23 protein-coding genes are annotated in these 25,823 nt (G+C 68.7%); 7 read left to right on the top strand and 16 right to left on the bottom strand.

The features are described from left to right. Positions 1 to 91 precede the first annotated feature (91 nt). From NDR87_RS27320 to NDR87_RS27330, 3 genes are read left to right on the top strand one after another with little or no spacing between them, the layout of a single operon-like run. Positions 92 to 301, top strand: a complete 210-nt coding sequence (locus tag NDR87_RS27320; protein WP_251916042.1) for a heavy-metal-associated domain-containing protein — start codon at positions 92 to 94, stop codon at positions 299 to 301. Then, on the top strand, positions 298 to 1,197 hold the full coding sequence (locus tag NDR87_RS27325) for a hypothetical protein (protein WP_251916044.1): 900 nt from the start codon (positions 298 to 300) through the stop codon (positions 1,195 to 1,197). The genes NDR87_RS27320 and NDR87_RS27325 overlap by 4 nt, the downstream gene beginning before the upstream one ends. Then, positions 1,194 to 3,422 (top strand): cation-translocating P-type ATPase, encoded by a 2,229-nt coding sequence (locus NDR87_RS27330; RefSeq protein WP_251916046.1) that lies wholly within the window; start codon positions 1,194 to 1,196, stop codon positions 3,420 to 3,422. Before NDR87_RS27325 ends, NDR87_RS27330 begins: the two co-directional genes overlap by 4 nt. Before the next feature lie 246 nt (positions 3,423 to 3,668). On the opposite strand, the gene rsmA is transcribed toward NDR87_RS27330, so the two are convergent. From rsmA to NDR87_RS27345, 3 genes are all read right to left on the bottom strand, one after another. Next, positions 3,669 to 4,550: a 16S rRNA (adenine(1518)-N(6)/adenine(1519)-N(6))-dimethyltransferase RsmA gene (rsmA, locus tag NDR87_RS27335; RefSeq protein ID WP_251916048.1), complete on the bottom strand. Its 882-nt coding sequence runs from the start codon at positions 4,548 to 4,550 to the stop codon at positions 3,669 to 3,671. 43 nt (positions 4,551 to 4,593) lie between these two features. After that, entirely contained in the window at positions 4,594 to 5,715 is a 1,122-nt protein-coding gene (locus NDR87_RS27340) for a lipase family protein (protein WP_251916144.1), read from the bottom strand. A gap of 126 nt (positions 5,716 to 5,841) precedes the next feature. Next, a complete protein-coding gene (locus tag NDR87_RS27345; protein ID WP_251941238.1) occupies positions 5,842 to 6,981 on the bottom strand; it encodes a lipase family protein in 1,140 nt (379 codons plus the stop codon). A gap of 185 nt (positions 6,982 to 7,166) precedes the next feature. Between NDR87_RS27345 and NDR87_RS27350 the strand changes: the two genes are divergently transcribed. Then, complete coding sequence (locus NDR87_RS27350) at positions 7,167 to 7,934, top strand: SDR family NAD(P)-dependent oxidoreductase (protein ID WP_251916052.1); 768 nt, start codon at positions 7,167 to 7,169, stop codon at positions 7,932 to 7,934. Here the strand turns inward: NDR87_RS27350 and NDR87_RS27355 are convergent, their stop codons facing one another. Beyond that, on the bottom strand, positions 7,935 to 9,062 hold the full coding sequence (locus tag NDR87_RS27355; protein ID WP_251916054.1) for a resuscitation-promoting factor: 1,128 nt from the start codon (positions 9,060 to 9,062) through the stop codon (positions 7,935 to 7,937). Between the two features lie 184 nt (positions 9,063 to 9,246). Next, on the bottom strand, positions 9,247 to 10,074 hold the full coding sequence (locus NDR87_RS27360) for a TatD family hydrolase (protein ID WP_251916056.1): 828 nt from the start codon (positions 10,072 to 10,074) through the stop codon (positions 9,247 to 9,249). 59 nt (positions 10,075 to 10,133) lie between these two features. Here NDR87_RS27360 and metG point away from each other — a divergent pair, with 59 nt between their 5' ends. Then, complete coding sequence (gene metG / locus NDR87_RS27365; RefSeq protein ID WP_251916058.1) at positions 10,134 to 11,693, top strand: methionine--tRNA ligase; 1,560 nt, start codon at positions 10,134 to 10,136, stop codon at positions 11,691 to 11,693. 135 nt (positions 11,694 to 11,828) lie between these two features. On the opposite strand, the gene rsmI is transcribed toward metG, so the two are convergent. Then, on the bottom strand, positions 11,829 to 12,677 hold the full coding sequence (rsmI, locus tag NDR87_RS27370; protein ID WP_251916060.1) for a 16S rRNA (cytidine(1402)-2'-O)-methyltransferase: 849 nt from the start codon (positions 12,675 to 12,677) through the stop codon (positions 11,829 to 11,831). Between the two features lie 149 nt (positions 12,678 to 12,826). Here rsmI and NDR87_RS27375 point away from each other — a divergent pair, with 149 nt between their 5' ends. Beyond that, positions 12,827 to 14,440: a dolichyl-phosphate-mannose--protein mannosyltransferase gene (locus tag NDR87_RS27375; protein ID WP_251916062.1), complete on the top strand. Its 1,614-nt coding sequence runs from the start codon at positions 12,827 to 12,829 to the stop codon at positions 14,438 to 14,440. 3 nt (positions 14,441 to 14,443) lie between these two features. Here the strand turns inward: NDR87_RS27375 and NDR87_RS27380 are convergent, their stop codons facing one another. Then, entirely contained in the window at positions 14,444 to 14,803 is a 360-nt protein-coding gene (locus tag NDR87_RS27380; RefSeq protein ID WP_251916064.1) for a GntR family transcriptional regulator, read from the bottom strand. Between the two features lie 9 nt (positions 14,804 to 14,812). Then, positions 14,813 to 16,042, bottom strand: a complete 1,230-nt coding sequence (gene arcA, locus NDR87_RS27385; protein ID WP_251916066.1) for an arginine deiminase — start codon at positions 16,040 to 16,042, stop codon at positions 14,813 to 14,815. Between the two features lie 116 nt (positions 16,043 to 16,158). Here arcA and soxR point away from each other — a divergent pair, with 116 nt between their 5' ends. Next, entirely contained in the window at positions 16,159 to 16,677 is a 519-nt protein-coding gene (soxR, locus tag NDR87_RS27390; protein WP_251916068.1) for a redox-sensitive transcriptional activator SoxR, read from the top strand. Here the strand turns inward: soxR and NDR87_RS27395 are convergent. The 8 genes from NDR87_RS27395 to NDR87_RS27430 all read right to left on the bottom strand — a co-directional run bounded on the left by NDR87_RS27395 (position 16,669) and on the right by NDR87_RS27430 (position 25,711). Continuing rightward, positions 16,669 to 17,517, bottom strand: coding sequence for an SDR family oxidoreductase (locus tag NDR87_RS27395; RefSeq protein WP_251916070.1), 849 nt, complete (start codon positions 17,515 to 17,517; stop codon positions 16,669 to 16,671). The two genes, soxR and NDR87_RS27395, sit on opposite strands and share 9 nt — an antisense overlap. Positions 17,518 to 17,612: 95 nt before the next feature. Then, the gene (locus tag NDR87_RS27400; RefSeq protein WP_251916072.1) at positions 17,613 to 18,740 is read right to left on the bottom strand and encodes a glycosyltransferase; all 1,128 of its coding nucleotides are present in this window, start codon (positions 18,738 to 18,740) and stop codon (positions 17,613 to 17,615) included. Between the two features lie 67 nt (positions 18,741 to 18,807). Next, complete coding sequence (locus NDR87_RS27405) at positions 18,808 to 19,788, bottom strand: GAF domain-containing protein (protein WP_251916074.1); 981 nt, start codon at positions 19,786 to 19,788, stop codon at positions 18,808 to 18,810. A 4-nt stretch (positions 19,789 to 19,792) separates the two neighbouring features. Continuing rightward, positions 19,793 to 21,625, bottom strand: a complete 1,833-nt coding sequence (locus tag NDR87_RS27410; protein WP_308212153.1) for an EAL domain-containing protein — start codon at positions 21,623 to 21,625, stop codon at positions 19,793 to 19,795. A gap of 43 nt (positions 21,626 to 21,668) precedes the next feature. Further along, complete coding sequence (locus NDR87_RS27415) at positions 21,669 to 23,819, bottom strand: Rv1355c family protein (RefSeq protein ID WP_251916076.1); 2,151 nt, start codon at positions 23,817 to 23,819, stop codon at positions 21,669 to 21,671. After that, on the bottom strand, positions 23,809 to 24,582 hold the full coding sequence (locus NDR87_RS27420) for a hypothetical protein (RefSeq protein ID WP_251916077.1): 774 nt from the start codon (positions 24,580 to 24,582) through the stop codon (positions 23,809 to 23,811). Before NDR87_RS27420 ends, NDR87_RS27415 begins: the two co-directional genes overlap by 11 nt. Before the next feature lie 254 nt (positions 24,583 to 24,836). Further along, positions 24,837 to 25,271 (bottom strand): GyrI-like domain-containing protein, encoded by a 435-nt coding sequence (locus NDR87_RS27425; protein WP_251916078.1) that lies wholly within the window; start codon positions 25,269 to 25,271, stop codon positions 24,837 to 24,839. Further along, positions 25,268 to 25,711, bottom strand: a complete 444-nt coding sequence (locus NDR87_RS27430; protein WP_251916079.1) for a GyrI-like domain-containing protein — start codon at positions 25,709 to 25,711, stop codon at positions 25,268 to 25,270. The genes NDR87_RS27425 and NDR87_RS27430 overlap by 4 nt, the downstream gene beginning before the upstream one ends. Positions 25,712 to 25,823: the final 112 nt, after the last annotated feature.

A 25,823-nucleotide genomic window follows, 5' to 3' on the forward strand; every position in this document is an offset into this window, starting at 1 on the left:
CCGCTTGCGGTAAGTACCCCCTAGGGGTATCTTCATGGATATGGGGGCAATACCCCCACACCGTATAGAAACCGAGGATGAGGAGTCGATCATGGCCACCAGCACCTACACCGTCACCGGCATGACCTGCGGCCACTGCGTGTCGGCGGTGCAGAAGGAGATCGGCAAGATCGACGGTGTCACCGGTGTCGACGTCGACCTGGCCACCGGCCGGGTGCAGGTCTCCGCTACCGGCGCGATCTCCGATGCCGAGGTCGCCGCGGCCGTCGACGAGGCGGGCTACGAGGTGGCGAATTCATGAACGACAGACTGCGGTTCGCCGCGTTCGGCGGCGGGCTGGTCGTGTTGTTCGGGGCCGCGCTCGGCCTCGGCGCCCTGGTGGGCGACCGGATCGGAGCGGCCCCCGGGCACGGCGAATCCCACTCGGCCCCGGCGAACCCGGCCGCGGGCACCGGATCGCAGGCCGCCGCCGCGGGCTACACCCTCGCCGAGCTGTCGGCCCCCGCCGAGGTTAACCGGCCCGGTGCGCTGCGCCTGCGGATCGACGGACCCGGCGGCGAGCCGGTGACCCGCTTCAACACGCTGCACGAGAAGCAGCTGCATCTGATCGCGGTCCGCACCGACACCACCCGATATCGGCACGTACATCCGCAGCTGGCGGCCGACGGTACCTGGTCGATCGATTGGACCTGGGCCGAACCCGGCGTCTACCGCGTATTCGCCGACTTCGCCCCGGCCGACGGCCCCGGCGAGCTGGTGCTCAGCCGCACGTTCACCGTGACCGGCGCGGCCGAGACGCACCCGCTGCCACCCCGGTCGAACACCGCGGAGGTGGACGGTTACCGCGTCATCCTCGCCGGCGAACCGCGTACCGGCGGAAGCGAATTACGCTTCACCGTCACTCGCGACGGGCGACCGGTCACCGACCTCGAGCCCTATCTGGGCGCGTACGCCCATCTGGTGGCCCTGCGCGCGAACGACCTGACCTACCTGCACGTTCACCCCGAGGGTGCGGTCGGCTCGACACCATCCGGTCCCCAGGTCGCCTTCCATGCGCAAGCGCCCGGTGACGGGGCATACCGGTTGTATCTGGACTTCGCCCACGGCGGTTCGGTGCACACCGCGGAGTTCACCGTCGAGACGGCCGCGGGTGGCGCCACCGGCGAGCACGACGACCACGGAGGAGGGCATCAATGAGCGCGCCAACGGGTGAACGCTCGGTCGAACTCGATATCGGCGGCATGACCTGCGCCTCCTGCGCGGCTCGAATCGAGAAGAAGCTCAACCGGATCGACGGTGTCACCGCGACGGTCAACTACGCGACCGAGAAGGCACGGGTCAGCTTTCCGTCCTCGGTGAGCGCGGAGGATCTGATCGAGAAGGTCGTCGAGACCGGGTACACCGCCCAGCTGCACACCACAGAAACCGATGCGGCCGAAGCGGATTCGGGCTCGTCTCCCGCTCAACTGCTGCGGCAGCGGCTGCTGATCAGCCTGGCGCTGGCGGTGCCGGTGATCGCCCTGGCGATGGTTCCGGCCCTGCAATTCCGCAATTGGCAGTGGCTTTCGCTCACGCTGGCCACCCCGGTGGTGTTCTGGGGCGGGGCCGCCTTCCATCGCGCCGCCTGGGCCAACGCGCGGCACGCGAGCGCCACCATGGACACCCTGATCTCGCTGGGCACCCTGGCGGCGTATGCGTGGTCGGTGTACGCGCTGTTCTTCGGTGAGGCCGGAATGCCCGGCATGAAGCACGGTTTCAGCCTGGCCGTCGAGCGGGGCTCCTCGGCGGCCAATATCTATCTCGAGGTGGCGGCCGGGGTGATCGTGTTCATCCTGGCAGGCCGGTACTTCGAGACGCGCGCCAAGGAACGAGCGGGGTCGGCGCTGCGGGCGCTGCTGGAGATGGGCGCCAAGGATGTCGCGGTGCTGCGCGAGGGGGGCGAGATCCGGGTGCCGGTCGAGCAGTTGCGGATCGGCGAGCAGTTCCTGGTGCGGCCCGGGGAGAAGGTCGCCACCGACGGCGTTGTCGTGGAGGGTAATTCCGCGATCGATATGAGCATGCTCACCGGTGAGTCGGTGCCGGTCGAGGTCGGGCCGGGCGATCAGGTGGTGGGCGCGACGGTCAATGCCGGTGGGGTGCTGACCGTCCGGGCCACCCGGATCGGCTCCGACACCCAGCTCGCGCAGATGGCGAAACTGGTGGAGCAGGCGCAGAACGGCAAGGCGCCGGTGCAGCGGCTGGCCGATCGGGTGGCCGGGGTGTTCGTGCCGATCGTCATCGCGATCTCGGTCGCGACGCTGGGCTTCTGGCTCGGCGCCGGTGTCTCGATCGCGACGGCGTTCGGTGCGGCGGTGGCCGTGCTGATCATCGCCTGCCCGTGCGCCCTCGGATTGGCCACGCCCACCGCCCTTCTGGTCGGGACCGGGCGCGGGGCGCAGCTGGGGATTCTCATCAAGGGGCCGCAGGTGCTGGAGTCCACCCGGCGCATCGATACCGTGGTCCTGGACAAGACCGGCACCGTCACCACCGGGAAAATGACTCTGGCCCAGGTGATTCCGGCCGACGGCGGCGACGCAGCGGAACTGCTCGCGGTGGCGGCCGCGGTGGAGCACGGCTCGGAGCATCCCGTGGCGCGAGCGATCGTGGCCGGGGCCGCCGAGCGCGGGCTGACGCCGGAACCGGTGCGGCAGTTCGTCGCGCACGGGGGCAAGGGCGTACAGGGCCTGGTCGGTGCGCGCGCGGTGGTCGTCGGACGCACCGAACTGCTCGATGACTGGTCGATCACGGTGCCGGAGTCGTTGGCAGCGGCCAAATCCGAGGCCGAGGCGGCCGGGCGCACCGCGATCGTGGTGGCCTGGGACGGTGCGGCCCGGGGCGTGCTGGTGATCGCCGACGCGATCAAGGACTCCAGCGCCGAGGCGATCGCGGACATGCGCGCGCTCGGCCTGCACCCGGTCCTGCTGACCGGCGACAATGCCGCCGCCGCGCGGACGGTCGCCGACCGGGTCGGCATCGACGAGGTGATCGCGCAGGTGCTGCCCAGCGACAAGCTGGACGTGGTGAAGCGGCTGCAGGATCAGGGCCGCGTGGTAGCCATGGTCGGCGACGGCGTCAACGACGCCGCCGCCCTGGCCCAGGCCGACCTGGGCCTCGCCATGGGCACCGGCACCGACGTCGCGATCGAGGCGGGCGACATCACCCTGGTCCGCGGCGACCTGCGCACGGTCGCCACCGCCATCCGCCTGTCCCGCGCCACCCTGCGCACCATCAAGGGAAACCTGTTCTGGGCCTTCGGCTACAACGTCGCAGCCCTACCCCTGGCCGCGGCCGGTCTGCTGAACCCGATGCTGGCGGGGGGCGCGATGGCCCTGTCGAGCGTGTTCGTGGTCAGCAACAGCCTGCGATTGCGTGGATTCCGCTGAGTTCGGGCGGGCCTTTGGCCCCGTCTCTCGGCCCTGGGGGGCCGAGAGACGGGGAAATCTGGTAATCGAGCGGGCCGAAACTATTGGGCTGGGGAATAATTCGGTCCGGCAACCACCAGCGAGACCGAATTGGGCGGAGAACGATCCAGTCGGGCAACCACCAGCGAAACCGAATTGGGCCGGGAACGATCCAGTTGGAGCTGCCGTCGGCGAGATCGAACCTGCCGGGCGGGAGTCGGGGTGGGGTTACGGCTGTTGGGCGAGGCGGACGAAGGCGGCGGTGTCGAGGGTTTCGCCGCGGGCAGTGGGGTTGATGCCTGCGGACAGGAGGCGTTGTTCGGCTGCGGCGGCGGAGCCTGCCCAGGGGGCGAGGGCGGCGCGGAGGGTTTTGCGGCGCTGGGCGAAGGCGGCATCGACGACCTCGAAGACGCGGCGGCGGTGGGTGTCGTCGAGGGGCCAGGGTGGGGTGGGGAAACGGTCGATGCGGACCAGGCCGGATTCGACCTGTGGGACGGGCCAGAAGACCTGGCGGCCGACCGCACCCGCGCGGCGGACGGCGCCGAAGAAACCGGCCTTCACGCTCGGGACGCCGTAGATGCGGGAGCCGGGCTCGGCCGACAGCCGGTCGGCCACCTCCGCCTGGACCATCACCAAGGCCGTTGTGATGGAGGGCAATTCGGCCAGCAGATGCAGCAGCACCGGCACCGCGACGTTGTACGGCAGATTCGCCACCAGCGCGGTGGGACTGTTCGGCAGATCCGCGGCCCGCACCCGCAGCGCATCGGCCTCCACCACGCTCAACCGCTCGGCCAGCCCGGGCGCCCGCTCGGCCACGGTCCCCGGCAGCTGCGTGGCCAGCACCGGATCGATCTCCACCGCGATCACCCGGTCCACCACATCGAGCAGCGCGAGCGTCAACGACCCGAGCCCCGGCCCCACCTCGAGCACCACGTCCTCGCGCCCCACCCCGGCGGCGGTCACGATCCGCCGCACGGTGTTCGCGTCGTGCACGAAGTTCTGCCCGAGCTGTTTGGTCGGCCGCACCCCGAACCGCTCCGCCAACACCCGTACCTCGGCCGGGCCGAGCAACTCGGCCTGCCCCCGGGCAGCGACAACAGGTTCGGACACGCCCGACAAACTATCAAGCGGCACGGCCCGCGCTGCCCGCGCGTCAGCGTTCGGCCGGCGTGGCCAGGATGCGGGCGGCGAACGCGTCGACCGCCGACCACATGCGATCGTTCATCTCACAGTGCTTTCCGGTACCGACCGCGCTCTGGTAATCGACGCGGTTCGCGGTGAACTGGGCGGCCAGGGCGGCGTGCAGTGGCGACGGCACCGTCAGGTCGGTGGCATTGAGCAGCAACAGGATCGGCGCGTCGTAACCGGCGGTGGGCACGGCCATGTACTCGCTCAGCGCCGTGGTCAGGCGCGGATCCGACAGCGGGCGGGCGAGCAGCTCGCCGATGGTGGCGCCCTGGAGCCGGTCGATGAGGGCATCCAGGCACTGGCCCCCGGCGTTGTCGACGATGTCGCGGCCGCGCGGGCTGAGATAGCCGTCGACATCCACATCGGGACGCGCGGCCCGCAGCCCGGCCAGGATGCTCACCGCGAAGGCGGTGCTGCCGTTACCGCTCACACCGGGGATATCCGGGAAGCCGGGGCCCATCACCGGCAGCAGCTTCTCCACATCGGAGGCCGGGTCCAGCGCGATGGTGCCGCGGAAGTCCAGCTCCGGCGCATAGGTCCGCTGCAGATGCGCCGAACCCAGCGCGGCGTGACCGCCCTGAGACGCCCCGAACACCGCCCAGGTCCGCGACAGCTCCGGATGGGTCGCCCGGGCCGCGCGCACCAGATCGATGGTCGCGGTGGCCTCGGTCCGCAACTCCAGATACGGATGCGGCCCGGTGTCGAAGCGGCCGAGGCCGAGGTAATCCGGCGCGACGACGGCGAAGCCCTTGTCCAGGAAGTACTTCAGGGTCTGCGCCTCCTTGGCCCGGCTCTCCGGATAGGGCGCGCGCCGCGGATCGGACTGCCCGCCGCAGCCGGGTCCCAGCCCGGAAGTGCCGTGGTCGTAGGCCATGATCGGCCAGCCACCCGCGGGGACCGGTCCCTCGGGCACGAACAGCGCCCCGCTCGCGGGCCGCGGCGCGCCGTCCGAACCGGTCATCCAGTATTCGATCACCGAACCGCCGGGCAACCCCGGCCATCCGCCGGGCCGCGCGGCCACCGCGATCGCGGTCCCCGGAACCTCGGCCGCCGCAGCCGGACTCGCGAGCCCCAGCACCGCACCCATCGACACCGCCGCCGCGACGACAACCCGTCTCCAGTAACCCGACACCCGCACGACCACCGCCACTTCTCCATACACCGGCAAATTCGCGGCGAAGCGTAGCGGCAGTTTGTGAGAGAAGCGTGAGAGCTACGGCTTGCGCACCCGGGCGAGGAACTCGTCCATGGCCGCCGACATCTCCTTGTTCAGCTGCATATGCCGACCGACCCCGACGACCACCTTGTGATCGACCTGATTGGCCGCGAACCGAGCCGCCAGCGCGGCGTGCAGCGGCGAGGGCACGGTCAGATCGAGCGCATTGAGCAGCAGCAGGATCGGCTTGTCGTAGCCGCTGGTCGGCACGCCCATATAGTCCGCGAGGATCGCCCGCATGCGATCGTCGGCCAGCGGTTTCGCCAACAGATCACTGATTCCGACCCCGGTCACCCGCTCGGCGATCGCGTCCAGGCACAGCTTGGCGCTGCTGTCGAGGATCTGCCTGCCGCGCGGGGAGAGATAGCTGTCGACCTTCGCCTCGGGACGCGCGGTCCGCAGCCCGGCCAACACGGTGACCATGAACGCGGTGAGCGCATCGCCGATGACACTGGGCAGATCCGGTCCCCACGGCCCGGCCATCGGCAGCAGATTCTCCACCTCGGACTCCGGATCGAGGGCGACCGCGCCGCGGAAATCGAGTTCGGGGGCCAGCTTCCGCTGATACCAGGCCGTACCCAGCGCCGCCTGCCCGCCCTGGGAACCGCCGAAGACCGCCCACCGGCGTCCGAGTTCGGGATGGGCGGCCCGCGCGGCCTTGACCATATCGATGGTCGCGCTCGCCTCGGTCTTCAGTTCCAGATACGGATGCACGCCGGTGTCGAACCGCCCCAGTCCCAGATAGTCCGGCGCCACCAGCGCGAACCCCTTCTCGATGAAGGTGCGCAGATAGGCGTCCTCCTTCACACGCCGCTCGGGCCATGGCCCCAGCTGCGGCTCGGCCTGCCCGCCGCAGTTCGGCCCGATGCCGAGCGAACCGTGGTCGAAGGCCAGAATCGGCCACCCGCCGGGCGGCACCGGACCGGGCGGGAGGAATACCGCACCGGTCGCGGGCTGGACCGAACCGTCCGAACCGCTGGTCCAATATTCCAGCACCGACCCGGTACCGGGCATGCCCCGCCAGCCGTCGGGCCGGTCGACGACGGCAATCGGGGTCCCCGGTGTGGCCGTCACCGCCTCGACCTGCGTGCCGCTCGCGACCAGTGCCACGCCGACCATCACCGCGATCGACGCCACGCGCCTGGGAGAGCCGAAAAATCGCATGCAGCACCACTTTCCGTTTGGACAGGCAAACCGGGAATGCGCGCAGGAAATACGACAGATCAGACCAACCGGCACGATCGTACACATTGACGCGAACTGATACCCGTTCTAGTTTCGGTGTGTCGCGAAATGGTCCGCAGAGAGTTAGGGCGAGCGCAATGCAGCGTAGATTCGACGGACGGCGAGTGCTCGTCACCGGAGCGGGCTCGGGCATCGGCCGGGGCATCGTCCACCGGCTCCTGAGCGAGGGCGCCACCCTGGCGGCCGCCGATATTTCCGAGCCGGGCCTGAAAGAGACCGCCGACGCCGTCGAGGCCGACGCGCGCGCCCGGCTGCACACCACGATCGTCGACGTCTCCGACGCGGATTCGGTGCGGGCGGGCAGTGTCGCGGCGATCGAATTCCTCGGCGGGCTGGACGTCCTGGTCAACGCCGCCGGAATCCACCGCGCGGCGCACACCCACGACATGCCGCTGGCGGCGTGGAATCAGGTGATCGGCGTCAATCTGACCGGGACCTTCCTGATGATCCAGGCCGCGATCCCACATCTGCTGGCCGGACACCATCCGGTGATCGTGAACTTCTCCTCCACCGCGGCCTTCGGCGCCCATCCCTATATGGCCGCCTATTCGGCATCCAAGGGCGGGGTGACCGCGATGACGCACGCGATCGCCCTCGAGTACGCCAAACAGGGCCTGCGCGCGGTGAATATCGTCCCCGGCGGCATCACCAGCGGCATCACCTCCAATCTGGCCGTACCCGAGGACACCGACTGGAGCCTGTTCGCCCGGCTCACCGGCTGGCTCGACGGCGGCGCGCTCGGCAATCCGGAGGACATCGCGGGCGTGGTGGCGATGGTCGCCTCCGACGAGGGCCGCTACATCACCGGTTCGGAGATCCGCGTCGACGGCGGCGCGCTCATGTGACTAGCTGATCCCCAGCCGACTCGTGCACGCGGGCCACGCGCCCCAGCCCTGCCGGGCCCGCGTCACCTCGGCGATGGCGATCTGCTCTTCGCGGGTGGCCAGATCGGCCCGCGGCGCATAGCGTAGACCGCCCTGGCGCTCCCAGGTCCCCTGGTCGAATTGGATGCCGCCGAAATAGCCGTTGCCGGTATTGATCGCCCAATTGCCGCCGGATTCGCACTTGGCCAGCGCGTCCCAGATCGCCCCGTCGCGCACCGGCGGCACCTCGGTGCCGGGTTTGGCGCCCTTGCGAACGGTCTTGGGATGCGCGGGGACGATCACCTTGCTGTCCATCGGATCCTTGTGCGCCTCATGGCCGTTCACGATGGACACCGCGAAGGTGACGTCCTGCACGCCGGGCTTGCCCGGATCCTCGACGACCGTCCGGCTCATGTTCATCGTCGGATCCTCGATCACGTTCTCCGGCGGATCCAGCGGCACCCGCTCGACGCGGTTCTCCACCCGCTTGCGCGTGACGGTGATCTTCATGCCGATGGTGAGCTTGGTGTCGGGCGCCGGATCCACCGAATCCTGATTGATCAGCGGTCGGCCCTGCCCCTGCAGCAGTTCGCCGATGGTCGGGGCGGCGATGCGCACGATCTCGGGCTCCGCACCGTTGTCGGCCAGCAGCACCGTGCGCGGGCTGGTGATCGCCAGCGCGGCGCCCTGCAGCGGCAGCGGCGTCGGGCGCGGCGGCGAGACGAAGACGTCGGTGGGTATCTGTAATTGGGTGAGCGCTTCGGCGACGGTGTAGCCGGTGGTCCACCGCTGGTGCACCTTGCCGTCGAAGGTGATCGCCACCTGGCGGGCCCGGTTCAGCGTGATGGTTCCGCCGTCGGGGACCACGGCGTCGGCGGCGGGCGAGAGCGCGTCCTTGGCGTGCAGCACGAAGCCCGCGGCCTTGATCACCCCGCCCACGTTCAGCGCCATCGTGGTCAGCGTGGTCTGCTCGCCGTCGACGACCAGCGTCACGGTCTTGCGGTGCAGGATGGCCAGGCACGCGCCCACGATCAGCGTGATCAGCATCGCGGCGATCGCCGCGTACAGCAGCGGCGATCGCGACGAGTTGATCCGCTGCAGAGCGGACATCCGAGGCTCCGGCATGGTCACAATACGATAACGACGGGGTCAGGGCCTGACAACCACGCGGGGTGGATCAGGCGGTTTTCACATAACGGCCGGATAACGCGGCCGGCGGACAGATCACGACGCGGTCATGGTAGTGGGCCGGGCCACATTTCACCCACCGAACGGTCGCCCTGTGATCCGGCGCTCAAATGCCGTAGACGCGTTCGGCATTGGCCGTGGTGATCGCCGCGAGTTCGGCCGGATCCTGTGCGCGCAGCTCGGCCAGGGCGCGCACGGTGTAGGGCAGGCAGTAGGACTCGTTGGGAGCGCCGCGGAACGGGTGCGGGGTGAGGAACGGCGCATCGGTCTCGACCAGGATGGCCGCGTCCGGAACCAGCTTCGCCGCCTCGCGCAGTTCGTGCGCGTTCTTGAAGCTGACCGTGCCGGAGAAGCTGAGCAGGTAGCCCGCGTCCACGCACGCCTGCGCCATATGCGCGTCGGAGGAAAAACAGTGGAAGATCACCGCATCCGGCGCGCCCTCGTCGAGCAGCACGGCCAGCAGGTCGTGATCGGCCTCGCGGTTGTGGATCATGAGCGGCTTGTCCAGACGCTTGGCCAGGTCGATATGCCAGCGGAAACCCTCGACCTGATCCTCGATCTCGGCGCAGCCGTCGAGCTTGCCGGGCCAGTAATAGTCCAGCCCGGTCTCGCCGACCGCGACCACGCGCGGATCGGCGGCCAGCTTCTCCAGCTCGGCCTTCGCGGCGTCGTCGAGCGCGTTCGCGCGGGTCGGATGCAGCGCGACCGCGGCGTACACGCGCGGGTCCCAGTGCGCGGCCCGCACGGTGAAGCGCGCGGAGTCGAGGTCGTCGGCGACGGTCACCACCCGCCCGACGCCGACCGCCGCGGCCCGGTCCACCACGGCCGCAACCGATTCGGCATCGGTCGCGCCGCAGGCGTCCAGGTGGGTATGCGCGTCCACCAGCGGAGACAGCGGTTCGGGGGCCTCGGGCGCGGGTCGTTTGCCGGCCATGGTCAGGCGGGGATATTGGCGCGAACGGTTCCGGTCACCCGGACTACAGTAGTGACACCATGACTGCGACCGGACGCCCCGCCTTCTACATCACCACGGCCATCGCCTATCCCAACGGCGCGCCGCACATCGGGCATGCCTACGAGTACATCTCGGCGGACGCCCTGGCGCGGTTCAAGCGCATGGACGGTTACGACGTGTTCTTCATGACCGGCACCGACGAGCACGGCCAGAAGGTGCAGCAGGCCGCCCGGGCCGCGGGCGTGCCGGTCGAGGAGTACGCCGCGCGCAACTCCGACGTGTTCGAGGCGATGGACAAGACCCTCGACATCTCCTACGACCGCTTCATCCGCACCACCGACGAGGACCACCAGACCTCCTCGATCGCGATCTGGGAGCGCATGCGGGCGGCCGGGGACATCTACCTGGACACCTACTCCGGCTGGTACTCGGTGCGCGACGAGGCGTTCTACACCGAGGAGGAGACGACCGTCCTCGACGACGGCACCCGGGTGGCCACCGAGACCCGCACGCCGGTGGAGTGGACCGAGGAATCGAACTACTTCTTCCGGCTGTCGAAGTATCAGGACCGACTGCTCGAACTGTACGAACAGCGGCCCGATTTCATCCTGCCCGCGACGCGGCGCAACGAGATCGTCAGCTATGTGAAGGCCGGGCTGAAGGATCTGTCCATCTCCCGCACCACCTTCGACTGGGGTGTGCCGGTGCCGGACGATCCCGCGCACGTGATGTACGTGTGGGTCGACGCGCTCACCAACTACCTCACCGGCGTCGGCTTCCCGAACACCGATTCCGAGGCCTTCGGCAAGTTCTGGCCCGCCGATCTGCACATCATCGGCAAGGACATCACCCGCTTCCACACCGTGTACTGGCCCGCGTTCCTGATGTCGGCGGGCGTCGAACTGCCCAAACGCGTGTTCGTGCACGGCTTCCTGTACAACAAGGGCGAGAAGATGTCGAAGTCGGTCGGCAATGTGGTCGACCCGCTCGAACTCGTCGAGAACTACGGGCTGGACGCGGTGCGGTTCTTCCTGCTGCGCGAGATCTCCTACGGCCAGGACGGCTCCTACAGCCACGAGGCGATCGTCGGCCGGATCAATACCGATCTGGCCAACGAGTACGGCAATCTGGTGCAGCGCAGCCTGAAGATGGTGGCGCGCGACTTCGGCTCGGCCGTGCCGACTCCCGGCGAGTTCACCGCCGAGGATCGCGAACTGCTCGACCGCGCGCGCGGCCTGCTGGAGCGCTGCCGCGCCGAGTTCGACCAGCAGCAGATGCATCTCGCGCTGGAGGCCATCTGGCTGACGCTGGGCGAGACGAACAGGTACTTCTCCGCCCAGCAGCCGTGGGCGCTGGCCAAGTCGGGCACCCCGGAGGATGTGGTCCGCGAGGGCACCGTGCTCTACGTGACGCTCGAGGTGCTGCGTATCGTCTCGATCCTGGTGCAGCCGATCATTCCCGGCTCGTCCGCCCGCATCCTGGACCAGCTCGGGCAGACCAATCGCACCTTCGCCGATCTGGCCACGCCGATCGCGCCGGGCCTGGCGCTGCCCGCGCCGGAGCCGGTGTTCCCGAAGTACGTGGAGCCCAAGGACTAGGGGTTCGCGGGCGGTCGAATTGCGGAGGCCGCCAAGGGCTTTCACGGTAATGGTGCCGCCCGCAGTACCGGCACCATTACAGAATCAATACTACGAAACAAACACATTTCAAACCTGCCCCGAAATTCTCGGGTATTACTTGTCGACGCGGGCGGCCAGCACCGCGTCGTAGAGCTCGCGGCGCGAGGTCCCGGCGGCCGCCGCGACCTCGGCGCACGCCTCCTTGAGCCGGACACCCTCGGCGACCAGCGCCTCGACCTCACCCACCAAATCCGCGGGGTCGGCCGAGCGCGGCCGCGCGCCCTCGATGACCACGGTGATCTCCCCGCGCGCCCCCTCGACCGCCCACGCCGCGAGTTCGGCGAGGGTGCCGCGAACGACCTCCTCGTAGGTCTTCGTCAACTCCCGGCAGACCGCGGCGCGACGGTCGGGCCCGAGCATCTCGACGGCATCGGCCAGGCAGTCGGCCAGCCGGTGGGGCGCCTCGAAGAACACCACCGCCCGCTCCTCGCGCAGCAGCGTGCCCAGCCACTGCCGGCGCTGCCCGCCCTTGCGCGGGGCGAATCCGTCGAAGCAGAACCGCTCCATCGGCAGGCCCGACAGGGCCAGAGCGGTGGTGACGGCCGAGGGCCCGGGCAGACAGGTCACCGACAATCCGCGCTCCACACACGCGGCCACCATCCGATACCCCGGATCACTGACCGACGGCATCCCCGCGTCGGTCACCAGCAACACGGTGCGCCCGGCCTCGATCTCCTCCAGCAGCAACGGAATTCGCGCCGTCTCGACATGGTCGTAGAAGCTCACCACCCGCCCGGCGATCTCCACCTCCAGCGCCTTGGCCAGCGCCTTCGTCCGCCGCGTATCCTCCGCGGCCACCACATCGGCCGACCCCAGCGCCTCCCGCAGCCGCCGCGACGCATCCCCGACATCCCCCATCGGCGTCGCCGCGAGCACCAACCGCCCGGCGGGCTGTTCGGTCATCACCACTCCCGTCTCGGTTCCCTGTCCCCCTACCCCATCACATCCGCGCAGACGGAAAACCCGGTGGGCGGTTCCCGGGCAACAAGACATACCAGCGAGGAACGACGAGACTCAGGGCCGCGAACCCGCCGGAGCGAAGCGGAGGCAAAATGAACACCGTGACCCAGCTGACCGACGCGCGACCGCCGATCGGCGCGGGCCCGGCCTTGTCCAGTCCGGCGCCGCTACGCCCCACCCCCGATTTCGGACCCACCGACTGGGCGCGCGGCTGGTTGGTCACGCTGTTCCTGACCGTGATCGCGGGTGTCACCCGGTTCCTCGAACTGGGCTATCCGACCGATGCGGGGACGCCGGTCTTCGACGAGAAGCACTACACGCCGCAGGCCTGGCAGATGATCACCGGCGGTGGCACCGAGGACAATCCGGCCTTCGGGCTGATCGTGCACCCGCCGGTCGGCAAGCAGATGATCGCGCTCGGTGAACTGATCTTCGGCTACACCCCCTGGGGCTGGCGGTTCAGCGCCGCGCTGTTCGGCTCGCTGCTGGTGCTGCTGGTCGTGCGAATCGTGCGCAGGCTGACCCGCTCCACCATGATCGGCGCGATCGCGGGGCTGCTGCTGATCTGCGACGGCGCCACCTTCGTGGCCTCGCGGATCGGCATGCTCGACATCTTCCAGGCGCTGTTCGTCACCGCCGCCTTCGGCTGTCTGATCGTCGACCGCGACCAGGTGCGCGAACGGCTCGCCCGCGCCGACGCGCAGGGCCGAATCGCGTTCAGCGCCTGGGGTCCCCGGCTCGGCGTGCGCTGGTGGCGCTTCGGCGCGGGTGTGCTGCTCGGCCTGGCGTGCGGGGTGAAGTGGTCCGGGCTCTACTTCATCGCCTTCTTCGGGCTGCTGTCGGTCGGCTTCGATCTGGCGGCGCGGCGCGCGTATCGGGTGCCGCGCCCGTGGGCGGGCACCGCGATCCGCGATATCGGCCCGGCGTTGTACGCCCTGGTGCTGATTCCGCTGCTGGTCTATCTGGGCAGCTACTCGATGTGGTTCGCCAGCGAGAGCGGCTACGACCGCTATTCGGTCGGCAATCCCTACGCGGGTAAGAATACGATCGGCACCGGCGGCTTCTGGTCCTGGGTGCCCGACGCCTTGCGGTCGCTGTGGCACAACCAGGGCGAATCGCTGACTTTCCATGAGGGCCTGACCAATTCGGCGGGCAATCATCACCCCTGGGAATCCAAGCCGTGGTCCTGGCCGATGAGCCTGCGGCCGATGATGTACTACTACGCCGACAACGGGGTGACCGGCTGCGGCCAATCGGTGTGCGTGAAGGCGGTGATGCTGATCGGCACGCCCGCCATCTGGTGGCTCGCGCTCCCCATGCTGGCCTGGGCGATCTGGCGCACCGCGACGCGGCGCGACTGGCGCTACGCGGCCGTGCTGGTCGGCTACGGCGCCGGGCTGCTGCCCTGGTTCGCGACGCTGGACCGGCAGATGTACTTCTTCTATGCCGTGCCGATGGCCCCGTTCCTGGTGATGGGTGTCGCGCTGGCACTCGGCGACATCCTCGGGCCCGCCCCGTTCGTCCGCGGGCCCGACGGGCAGCGCTGGCCGATCACCACCGAGCGGCGCAATCTCAGCCTGCTGCTCGTCTGTCTGTACCTGGCCGTGGTGGTGGCCAACTTCATCTGGCTGTGGCCGATCCTCACCGCCCTGCCGATCACCCCGGGCAACTGGCAGGATCACCTGTGGCTGCCCAGCTGGCGATGATCGTTATTCGTTGAGCGCGGCCCGCACGTAGCGCAGCGCCGCCTCGTCGTCGAGGCCGAGCCGCCGGATCACACCCACGTATTCGGTGGCCGCCCGTCCGGCCGCGTCGCGGGTCGGATCCCCCGACGAGGCGATGAACGAGCCCAGCCGCCCGCGGGTCTCGAGCACCCCGTCCTGCTCCAGTTCGCGATATGCCCGCGCGACGGTGTTGGGCGCCAACCCGAGCTGGGCCGCGAGCGCGCGCACCGTCGGGATCTTGGTTCCGGCCGTCAGCTCGCCGGACCGCACCCGGGCGACGATGCCCTGCCGCAGCTGCTCGTACGGGGGAACCGTCGAGTGATGGTCGACCGGAATCTCGAGCATGACCGTCTCTCAGACCTCGTCGCGCGCGAGCGGGCAGGACAGGCAGCGGGGTCCGCCGCGCCCGGAGCCCAGTTCGGAGCCCGGGATGGTGAGCACCTCGATGCCCGCGTCCGCCAGCCGCGCGTTCGTATTCTCGTTGCGTTCATAGGCGACGACCACCCCCGGGGCCAGCGCCAGGGTGTTGTTGCCGTCGTCCCACTGTTCCCGTTCGGCGGTGACGCCGTCCAGGCCGGTATCGATGATGCGCAGCTTGTCGATGCCCATCGCCTCGGCCGCGGCGGGCAGGAACGGGTCCGGCCCGCTCATGCCCACCGCGCCGTCGCGCTCCTTGCGAATGGTGAACGCGTGCAGCGAATCCTGCACCGCCGGATACATCACCACCGCATCACGATCGACCATGGTGCACACCGTGTCCAGATGCATGGTGGCCCGGTTCTGCGCGATCGGCACCACCAGCACGGTATGCGCGAGATTGTCCTCGAACAGGCTGCGCGCCAGCGCCTCCGCCCCGGCCGGGGAGGTCCGCTCACCGACGCCGATCGCCACCACGCCGGGCGCGAGCAGTAGCACATCGCCGCCCTCCATCGGCGCGGTATGCGATTCGTAGGCCCGCCGCACGCCCAGGAAGCGCGGATGGAAGGCATAGATGAGATCGGTGAGCGAGGTCTCGCGGGCCCGGGCGGGCAGGGCCAGCGAGGTGATGGCCACCTTCGGGCCCACCCAGAACGACGAGTCCCGAGTGAACAGCAGATTCGGCAGCGGATCGATGACGAAATCGGTGCCGTGGTGCATGCGGCGCACCAGCGAGGTGGCGGCGGAACCGAAGGGCAGCTCGTCGAAGGTCATACCGGCCATCAGGACGCGGGCCAGATCCTCCGGGGGCACCCCCCGCAGGTGAGCCTTGAGATCCTCGGCCAGCGCGTGCCCGATGCGCCGGGCGTCGACCGCGGCGGTGATGCCCATACTGCGGCCGGGTCGGCTCACCGCCAGCGTCTGGACCAGCAGATCGCGCAGCAGCAGCACCTCCACCCCGCGCCCGCGCAGCACGTCGGCGAAGACATCGTGCTCCTGCTGGGCGCGCTCGACCCAGGGGATGCCGTCGAAGAGCAGCTGATCGTTGTTGCGCGGGGTGAGCCGCCGCAGTTCGTCGCCGGGCCGGTGCAACAGCACCGTGCGCAGCGTGCCCACCTCGCTTGTCACGGAAAACGGTCGCGCCGACGGCACAGCCTCTGCTTCCATGGCTTCGACCGTAATCGTCACGGGCCGCATTGGCACGGAATTCGCTGGGCCCGGAGTTCACCCCCAGTTCTTCCGAACGGGCGGAACGGGCCGGGAACCTAAAGTATTGTTTAGCTATGCAGCATACGACGTGGCAGGCCAAGGAGCTCACCCCCGGACAGTTGTCCGAGCGCAGCGGAGTCGCGGTGTCCGCGCTGCATTTCTACGAACGCGAGGGTCTGATCAGCAGCCGACGCACCAGCGGCAATCAGCGGCGCTACTCCCGGGAAACGCTGCGCCGGGTCGCTTTCATCCGCATCTCCCAGCGAGTCGGCATCCCGCTCAGCGAGATTCGCAAGGCCCTGGACACGCTGCCGGAGGGCCGCACCCCCAATCGCAAGGACTGGGAACGGTTGTCCACACTGTGGCAGGCCGACCTCGACCAGCGCATCGAACAGCTGGTCCGCCTGCGCGACAGCCTCACCGGCTGCATCGGCTGCGGATGTCTGTCGCTGGCCAGCTGCCGCATCGCCAATTGGCACGACAAACTCGGTGAGCAGGGCCCGGGCGCCCGCGTGCTGGACGTGAACATCAACTGCACCAAGCAGATCGACGGCTGCGTCGAATCCGCGGAACCGGCGGCGGAATCAGCCTAGGAACGAGTTGAATTTGTCGTTGGCCCGGCGCATGACGAATTCGTAGGGCCAGGCGAATTTGCGCGCCCACCAGTAGCCGAAGCGCACCTCGAAGGAGGTGTGCACCAGGAAGCGGTTGCGCTCGATGCCGCGCAGAATCTGCTGGGCCACCCGCTCCGGCGAGGCGGCGTGCTTCTGAAAGAGCTTGGTGTAGCGCTGAATTCGCGGATCCTCGCGATCGACCCCGGCGATCTCGACGGTCTGCACCAGGCCCGTGTTCACCGCGCCCGGCACCACCAGATGCACGGTGATGCCGTGCCGCTCGAGGTCGAACCGCAACACCTCCGACACCCCGCGCAGTCCGAACTTGCTGGCGCTGTAGGGGGCATGCCACGGAAATGCCAGCAGCCCCGCGGCCGAGGACACGTTCACCAGCGCCCCGCCGCGCCCGGCCCGCACCATCGGCGGCACGAAGGTCTCGATGACGTGGATCGGGCCCATCAGGTTGACATCGATGAGCCGCCGCCAGTGCCGGTGCTCCAGATTCTCCACCGTGCCCCAGGCCGATACGCCCGCCACGTTCATCACCACATCGAGGCTGCCGTGCCGATCGTGCACCTCCTGCGCGAACGCCCGCACCGCCTCGTAGTCGCTGATATCCAGGGCGCGCGAGACCAGCACCTTGCCGCCCTCGCGGCCGATCGCCTCGACGGTATCGGCCAGCCCCTCGGCATCGATATCGGTGAGCACCACCTCCGCCCCGGCCCGCGCCGCGGCGATCGCGGTCGCCCGCCCTATCCCACTGGCCGCACCGGTGATCAGGGTCTTCTTGCCACTGACGGACTTCAAGCGATCGCGCACGCCGTTCCTCGAATGCTGTTGAGCGGACGTCTTCCGTGTTCCTGTGCTGCCGAGGAGCATACGGGTTCGCGGGCGCACGGGTTCGAAACCGCGGATCAGCGGCCCGCGAAGACCTTCAGCATCCGGCTCACCGCGGCTCGCCACGGGAACTGCTCGGCCCGGCTGCGCGCGGCCCGGCGGCGCTGGGTCTGCGGCAGCGCGAGCACGTCGGTGACCGCCCGCGCGAAGGCCGCGGGATGGTCGGCGGCGACCGCACCGCAGTCCGCGGTCACGATATCGGCCAGCGCCGAGGACCGGCTCGCCACCACCGGCGTGCCCGCCGCCAGCGCCTCCAGCGCGGCCAGCCCGAACGTCTCGTGCGGCCCCGGCGCCAGCGAGACGTCGGCACTGGCCAGCAGGGTCGCCAGCCGCGTGCGATCGTCGACGAATCCGGTGAAGTGCACCGCGGCCCGCCCGTCCCACAGCGGGGCGATCCCGCGCGCCAGCCGCTGCAGCGACTCCCGCCGCGGCCCGTCTCCCACCACGATCAGCCGCGCGTCCACCCCGCACCGGCGCAGCCTGCCCAGCGCGGCGATGCTGCGATCCACCCGCTTCTCCACCGACAGTCGGCCGCAGTGCACCAGCAGCGGATAGTCACCCCCCAGCTCGGCCCGCAGCCGCCCGTCGTGCCGACGGGGACTGAACATCTCCAGATCCACCCCCAGCGGCACCAGTGCCACGTTCGGCACATCGATGCGCTGAAACTCCTGCCGCGCGAATTCGGTTGTGCAGACCACGATGTCGTAATCGGCCGCGGTCCGGCGATTGGCCGCGTCCGCGGCGCGACGCGCCACCGGCCCCGGCAGCACCTGCCCGAGCAGCCGATCCAGCCGCTCGTGCGAGATCATCACCCCCGCGATATCCCGCCGCCGCGCCCACCGCCCGAACCCCCGCAGCGTCAGCCGATCCGACACCTCCAGCGCATCCGGCCGCAATCCCACCAGCACATCGGCCACCCGCCACGGATCCGCGGCCCGATAACCCCCCGTCCCCGGAATCGCCAAGGCGGGCACGGTCACCCGCACCACCCCACTCCCCAGCACCTCTTCACTCCACCGCGCCCCCGGCACGACCAGCACCACCTCGTGCCCCGCCGCCACATACCCCGCCCCCAAATGATGTAACGCGGTGCGAAGTCCCCCAGACCGCGGACCATAGAAGTTCGCCAGCTGAACGATGCGCACCTGCCGATCGTTCCCGGTTACCAGGCCAATTGGGTCAACGCGGTGTGAACAGGGTGGGAAGTGTGGGCTAAGCGGGAGGGGCGGGCGAGACGCGGATGATTCCTTGCGGGAGCGCACCGGATATGCAGGAAATCTCCATCCGCACCGGAATCCAATCGGTCCCGTCGAAGCGCACCCGTGTCGTGAGCACCAGCGGGGCACCGGCCTGCTCGCGCTCGGCCACCTCGCGACACGTGGAGCGATACGCCGACAGGTCGTCGGGATGAATCTCGGGCCGCTCGACCGCCCAGCGATCCAACGGCGGCAACGGATCCCTGATCCACTCCCAGATCACTCCGAAATTCAGTTCGATGAAGCCCACCCCCACGTCGTCCGACTGCACCGCGGCGCGCGTCACCGCCAATTCCGGCGTCGGCTGCGGCGACCGGACATCGCTGATCTCGTGCATGAGGGAGCGAGTCACGACGCCCCCATCGCGGTGGACGCGAACGATCATCTGAAAACACCGCACTCGGTCGTCGTCACCGCGCATCTCCACCTCGCCCTGCCATCGGCCGGAAGGATCGGTACCGGCGACGATGGCCGAGTACTCCAGGCGCCGGTCGAAGCGGACCATCCGGCCGAAGACCTCGGGTGGCGTCCGAACGACCCGCACGTCCTCCGCCGCCCGGGCCCAGATCAATTTTTCGAGCCCCGGGCCGTGATGAGCGAGTTCGGTTTTCGACAACCAGTCCCAGGCCGCGATGCCGCGACGGGGCGGTGGGGTCTGGTCACTTTCGCCGATCCACGTCTCGACGCCGTGGATCGCGCCGAATGCGCAACGGATCGGTAGCGCCACGACGCGCAGATCCGACTCGCGCGAGTCCACCTCGTGGCCTGCCGAGGCGCGCGCCACCGCCCGGCTCACCAGCCGGGAGCCGACCGCGCCGAAGTTCCGCCGAGCGCGCGAGAGGCTCGTCCAGTCCCGCGAGCGGTGCCCGTCCGCTACGACCGTCGGCTCGGACTTCAGCCCCAGCGTTTCCACCAGCAGCCAACAGTTGTCGGACATATGACTACAGCTTAGGCACGCGCGAGACTCGAGGCAGCTCCAGATCCAGCGGAATCCGTCCGGCGGCAAGGTGCACTTCGACCTCCTCGGCGGGAATGGGCCGGGCGATCAGGAACCCCTGCGCCCGATAACAGCCCAGGCCGACCAGAGTACGCGCCGCGACGGCCGTCTCCACCCCTTCGCCGACCACGCCCAGGCCGAACGAACCGGCCAGTCCCACAATGGATTTCACAATGGCCAGATCGTCTGTGCTGACGCCGAGCCGCTGCACGAACCCGCGGTCGATCTTGACGGCGTCCACGGGCAGCGCCTTGAGATGGGACAGCGAGCTGTATCCGGTCCCGAAGTCGTCGATGGCGATCTGTACACCCATGCGCTTCAACCCACGCAGGGTCACCTGGGTACGGGTGAGATCCTGGACCACGACGTGCTCGGTGATCTCCAAACATACCGAGCTGCCGTCGATTCCGAACTCACGGAGCACATCTTCCACCGATTCGACGAAATCCAGGCTGACCAACTGCACCGGCGAAACATTGATGCGCATAACGACATTCGAGGCGAGCCCGCGACCGCGCCATGCGGCGAACTGCTGACAGGCCGAACGCAGCACCCACCGCCCCAGCTCTCCCGCCAGATTCGTCGCCTCGGCCACGCCCACGAACGCGCCCGGAGGCAGCAGGCCACGGGTCGGATGCTGCCACCGAACCAGTGCCTCGAGGGCGACGATCCGCCCGGTTCGCAGGTCCACCTCGGGCTGATAGTGCAGGATCAGCGAGTTGTCCGCGACCGCGCTGCGCAGATTCAGCTCGACGTCGTCCTGGAGCTCGAACTGGGCGCGCATGGCGTCGGTGAACACGGCGACACCATTGCCACCGCCGGATTTCGCCGACAACAGCGCGTGATCGGCCCTGCGGAGCACGTCGGCGACCGTGGTTTCACCCGGAATCCCAAGGGCCACACCGACACTCGCGCCGCGGCTGACCGACTCGCCGCCCACGGTCACCCGTCGCGAGATGACCTGTTGCAGCCGGGTGGCCTCGAACTCGGCCGCCACCGCATCCATCGGCTTGGCGGGCACGATGACGAATTCATCGCCGCCGAGCCGAGCGATCATGTCGGTCGGGTCCAGATGCTCGCGCAGTCGCGCCGACAGGGTCTGAATGAAGTTGTCGCCCGCGGTATGACCGAGGAAGTCGTTGAGCGCCTTGAGCCGATCCAGATCGAGGAAGAAGGTGGCGACCGGCCCGGGATGCCCCGGGCGCAGCCGCTCCTCCATGTGCTCCAGGAGCGCGCGCCGGTTCGCCAGGCCGGTGAGATCGTCGTGCATCGCGATGTAGCGCAGCCGCTCCTCGGCCTCCACCCGCGCCTGCAACTGGGCGAACAACGACGCGATCGCCTTGAGCACATTGAGCTCGCGGGTGCTCCATTCCCGGTCGCCGACCTTGATGAAGCCGAGCAGACCGGTCGATTCACCCCGGGAGAGCAACGGCACGGCTGCCGAGGTCACATACGGCAGACCGGAGGCCTTGCGGATCGTCTCCTGGTAATCGGCGTCCTCCCGGGTGACCAGGAAGGGTTCGGTCGCATGCTCGAGCGCCCGGAAAACCGAATCCGCCTTCTCGAAATACACCACGGCGAGCGGGTCCGGATCGGGTTTCTCCGGACGAGGTGGCCACTCGGCGATCAGGACCGTGGCGCGACGTTCTCGATCGGTATGCCGCAGGTAGCTGAAGTCCACATCGAAGTACTCCACGAGCACGGCCAGCACGCGTTCGGTTGCCGCGACCATGGTCGTGGCATCGACCCCCATGAGCTCTGCGGCGACCTGAGTCACCAGTGAATCGAGCGTCCGCCGAGGCACCTTGTCTCCGATCACGCTAACTACGGGGCGCCGCGCCCGTTGTAGGACGCCGCCTGCTACGGACTGAAGCTGCTGCCGCGTAGCTCAGGCGAAGCACCAACGCAATGGTCTCATGCTCAGGCACTCCCAGGAGGTCCAGGAACCGGCCCTGAAGTGACGCTAGTGTATCGGCGAACAGCGGGGAAAGCTCGAAGAGTTCCTCGGGGCGTCGGGCGTACAGGAACACCGGAGAGACGGGTTGAACGGCCAACCCGAGCCGCTGGGCCTGGATCCACACCCGTTCCACCGCCATCCCTGCCCGTGCGTACTCGGACAGGCCCGCGGGGCGGTCGGACAGCACGTCGGGGAGCGTCACCGCCACCACGGCCGAACTGGACCGCACGCGATCGCGGGTGTACTTGCCCAGCGCCGCTCCACCCGACCACTCCCGCAGCCGCGCCATCACCTCGGGCCGTCGGCCCACCTCGAGCGCGGCCTGCTCGTCGGCGGCCAGCTCCAGGCTGCGCACGTCGATACCCGTGCTCGTATCCTGGCCGGGCCACCGCAGCTCGGCGAACATCGAATCATGCAGCCGCGGTGTCAGATACCGCACCCGGTCGGACTCGCCCAGCAATGCGGCGGCCTCGGCGATCTCCTCGGGGAGCGTGGCCAGGCGCAGGTGTGCGCCCTCGGCCTCGGCGGCCGCGCTCAGCGCCTCGATCATCGGCCAGCCGAGCGGTTCGCCGGTGCCGTGGTGCCGGCTTGTTTCCCGCAGCAGCGCCGTGGCGTAGTTGTCCGCCAGCGCCTCGTCGTGACCGGATCCCCAGTCCAGGATCGCGACCAGCGGGCCCTCGGAGGTGTTTTCCAGGAAACGGTGCGCACCCAGCAGACCGTGGGCCGCGGCGGCCGTGCGTGCGTTGTAGAGCGCCGCGCCGACCGCCACCGCGCTGGCCCGATAGCCGATGTCCAGGGGCGAGGAGAGTTCGGGCGCGAGCGCGATGCGAACTCCCGCCGAATCGGCGCGCAGCACCCAGGGCTGGACGTTACCCCCGGAAGGAGCCCGTTCGGCACAGTGCAGCACCCTGCCGACCGGATCCGCCGCCATATCGGCGTCGATGGCGTCGTCGACCGCGGCCCAATCCGAGCCGAGCGGCGGCTGGGCCAACTCGACCAGACCGGCGTCCGGATCGATTCGCGTACGACCGGATCGCAGCTCGACGCCGAGTCCGATCCGGCGTACGGCGGCGGCCACGCTCGCCCCGCCGATCACGACGTCGCTGCCCAATTGTGGCCAGCCAGTGAGGGTTTCACCGACCTCGATCATGCTCGCCGCCATCCGTGCCGACACCTCACCAGCACCGAGTAATCGGAATACGTAGGGCGATTTCTCCCGAACGGTCAGGCCGCGCAGATCGCCCGCCTTCAACCCGCCGAGCAGGCCGTGGAACAGCGGACGGTCCGGCTCCAGGTCGTACCGTTCGACGTCGAGCAAACCACGATCGCTGGTATGCATCAATACCGGTATACCTCGCTCGCGCGCGGCCTCACGAACAACAACCTTGATATCCAGGGAGTCGCATTCCTCGACCAGAACCGACAGCCCGTCGACGAAGGCGTCGGCCGTCCGTTCGTCGACCCCGGCCTCGAACACCTCCACGGGCAGGTACGGGTCCAGCTCCGCGATTCGACGGGCGGTGACGACCGCCTTGTTGACGCCCACGTCCAGCAGAGTCGCGGACACCCGGTTCAGGTTGGACAGTTCGAGAGCGTCGAAGTCGGCGAGCCGAAGTCGACCACACGCACCCTCGAGCGCGAGATTGAAGGCCACCGCGTGCCCGACGCTTTGGCCGATCACGCCGATCGATAACCGTTCGAGGATGCGCTGTTCCGCCTCGGTCAGTTTGTTGCGATTTCGATCCAGCCGGACCCTCCGGAAGACGCGCTCGCCGGGTAAGGCCACGACATGTCTGCGCCAGGGGTAATAGATCCACCGATCCGGAGTCGGAGCGAGGTCGACCATCGATTCACGGGTCATCGCCGCGTATTCGGCCCGAATCGAATCCCGGAGATCGGTGAATTCGACGGTCGGATCATCGCGCAGGGCGGCGAGCGCGCGGGCCTGGGCCGGGTTCGACTGGTCGAGAATCAGCGGCCGGTATTCCGTCTGAGGACCGTGGTCATCGGCCATGTGTGCGCAGAACCTCCCATCCGCGCCCGGACTCCCGGCGGCTGCGCCCGCCCTTGTGATCGGTGATACCCAGCTCCCGCAGTTCCGCCGACATGAGCGAATACTGTTGCCCGCCGACCACTTCACGGTATCGCCACGAGTCCCACCAGACCGGCACGGTGCGATAGCGCGTGTCGGGGAAGGGCACGCTCGGAATTTCCGGAGGTATCACACCACCCGCCCGGCTGTAACGGTCCGCCGTAAACGATGCGGCCGTGCCGAATGCGAAACGCTTACCGAGAAGCATCGGCGCATAGGCAATACAGCGTGCGACCGCCGCCCCCAGGGCTCGACGGTCTTCGGCAGATCGATCGACCCAGCCTCCGCGTACTTCCACGACCCCGAACGGCATCCGCTCGGCAATGCTGTCGCGAAGCGCGGATTCTCCTGCCCGGCCGCGCCATTCGCGCAGGGCAGCGATCTCGTTCACGCCATTACACGGCCATTGGGCTCGAACACCGGCAACCACCTCGCCCACCGCATTCACCCCGGCGAAGAACAGCGCGGTCGACTTCCCATCGCGCGTGTTCTTCCAGTCGAGAACGCTCTCCACTCCGTAATGCCGATACGCCCGCAGCGCGCCGTCGAGATACCGGTCCCACAGCTCCGGGCGCCGGGCGGGGCTGCCGATGTGGAAGGTGGACCCGGTTTGCGCATCTCGGAAGCGCAGTGTCCCCGCGACGGGGGATACTGACGGGCCGACCGCGACCGCTTCGACAGTCATACAGTTCCTACTCCGTTGCTGCGCGGTGTCGCGCGACTAACCGGACCCCGTCCGGCACGGCCGGGCTGGGGCCGGTGTCCGGATGTGGTCGCCTAGGGCAGTATCCGTCATCCTGCCCGAATTGACTAGGCGTCCGGCAAATCTCCCGAAACCTGGGCGGGCGGTTCGAAATTGTCCCAGGTCAGGCCCATGACGCCGGCGAGCCGGAATAACAGCAAGACCGGTTGGTACTTCCTTGGTTATCCATTAGCTATCTACACCAGGATGGAGATGAACAGCTCCACGCGGTCGGTTCCGCGCCAGATCTCGACCTCTTCGCGGTAGGCCCGGGTGATCTCCGCGGAGGCGGTCGCGTCGTCGACCTGAGCCCATACGTCCTCCACCGGATCGTGATAGTCACCGTTGGGCTCGAACCGCGCGTAAACGCCCTTGGGAACGCGAATCAGAACATCGCCGAAGGGCACCGCGTCGACGGCCGGATAGTCGTAGCTCACCAGCACGTTGTAGTTGCCCGCGGGGTCGGGCACGTACACCGTATACAGCGGCCGTTCGGCGCCGTCGCGGTCGCGCAGCCGGTCGCGCAGGAATTCGATCAGCTCACTGTTGCTGACCTTGAAGCTGGGGCGCATCCGCGGCACCACCAGGCCGCCGTAGATCGCCCCGTCGCGGACCACGATCGAGTAGGTCATCGGGGATCGACCGCCAGATACAGGTCGATCTTGTACGCGTGCGGGTAGCACTCGAAATCGCCGGTGTGCGTGCGTTTTATCTGCTTGTGCTCCTCGGCGTAGGCGATCTGGGTCCACAGGTCGGTCATGATCTGCGGGAAGTTGCCGACCGAGGAGAACCGGGCATAGGTACCGCGGGGCAGCCGCGCCACGATGTGGCCGCGGGTGACCTCGTCGAACGAGCGGCATTCGTAGCCGACGATCTGGGTGTTGAAAGTATTGAGCTCGGGCGAGTAATCGGTGTACGCCGAGGCCAGCGGGCCACCGAGCTCCTGATGCAGGACGGCGGCCCAGGCGGCCTCCAGATCGTGATCCCGCAGTTCTCCGAGCGCGCGCTTGGGGCTTCGCACCGGCAAACCGGCCACCCACGTCTCGTCCCGCTCGACGATCTCAAACTGCATGGAAGAAACTTTCTCGACATCAACCCAGTACCGGCCTACCAGGAAGGTCATGCTATCAACCCACTCCGTGAGAGATCGGTGACATGGCCGCCCCGCAGGGGCGTACTATGAC

Source organism: Nocardia sp. CDC159 (assembly GCF_023740735.1).
GTDB classification, from domain to species: domain Bacteria; phylum Actinomycetota; class Actinomycetes; order Mycobacteriales; family Mycobacteriaceae; genus Nocardia; species Nocardia pulmonis.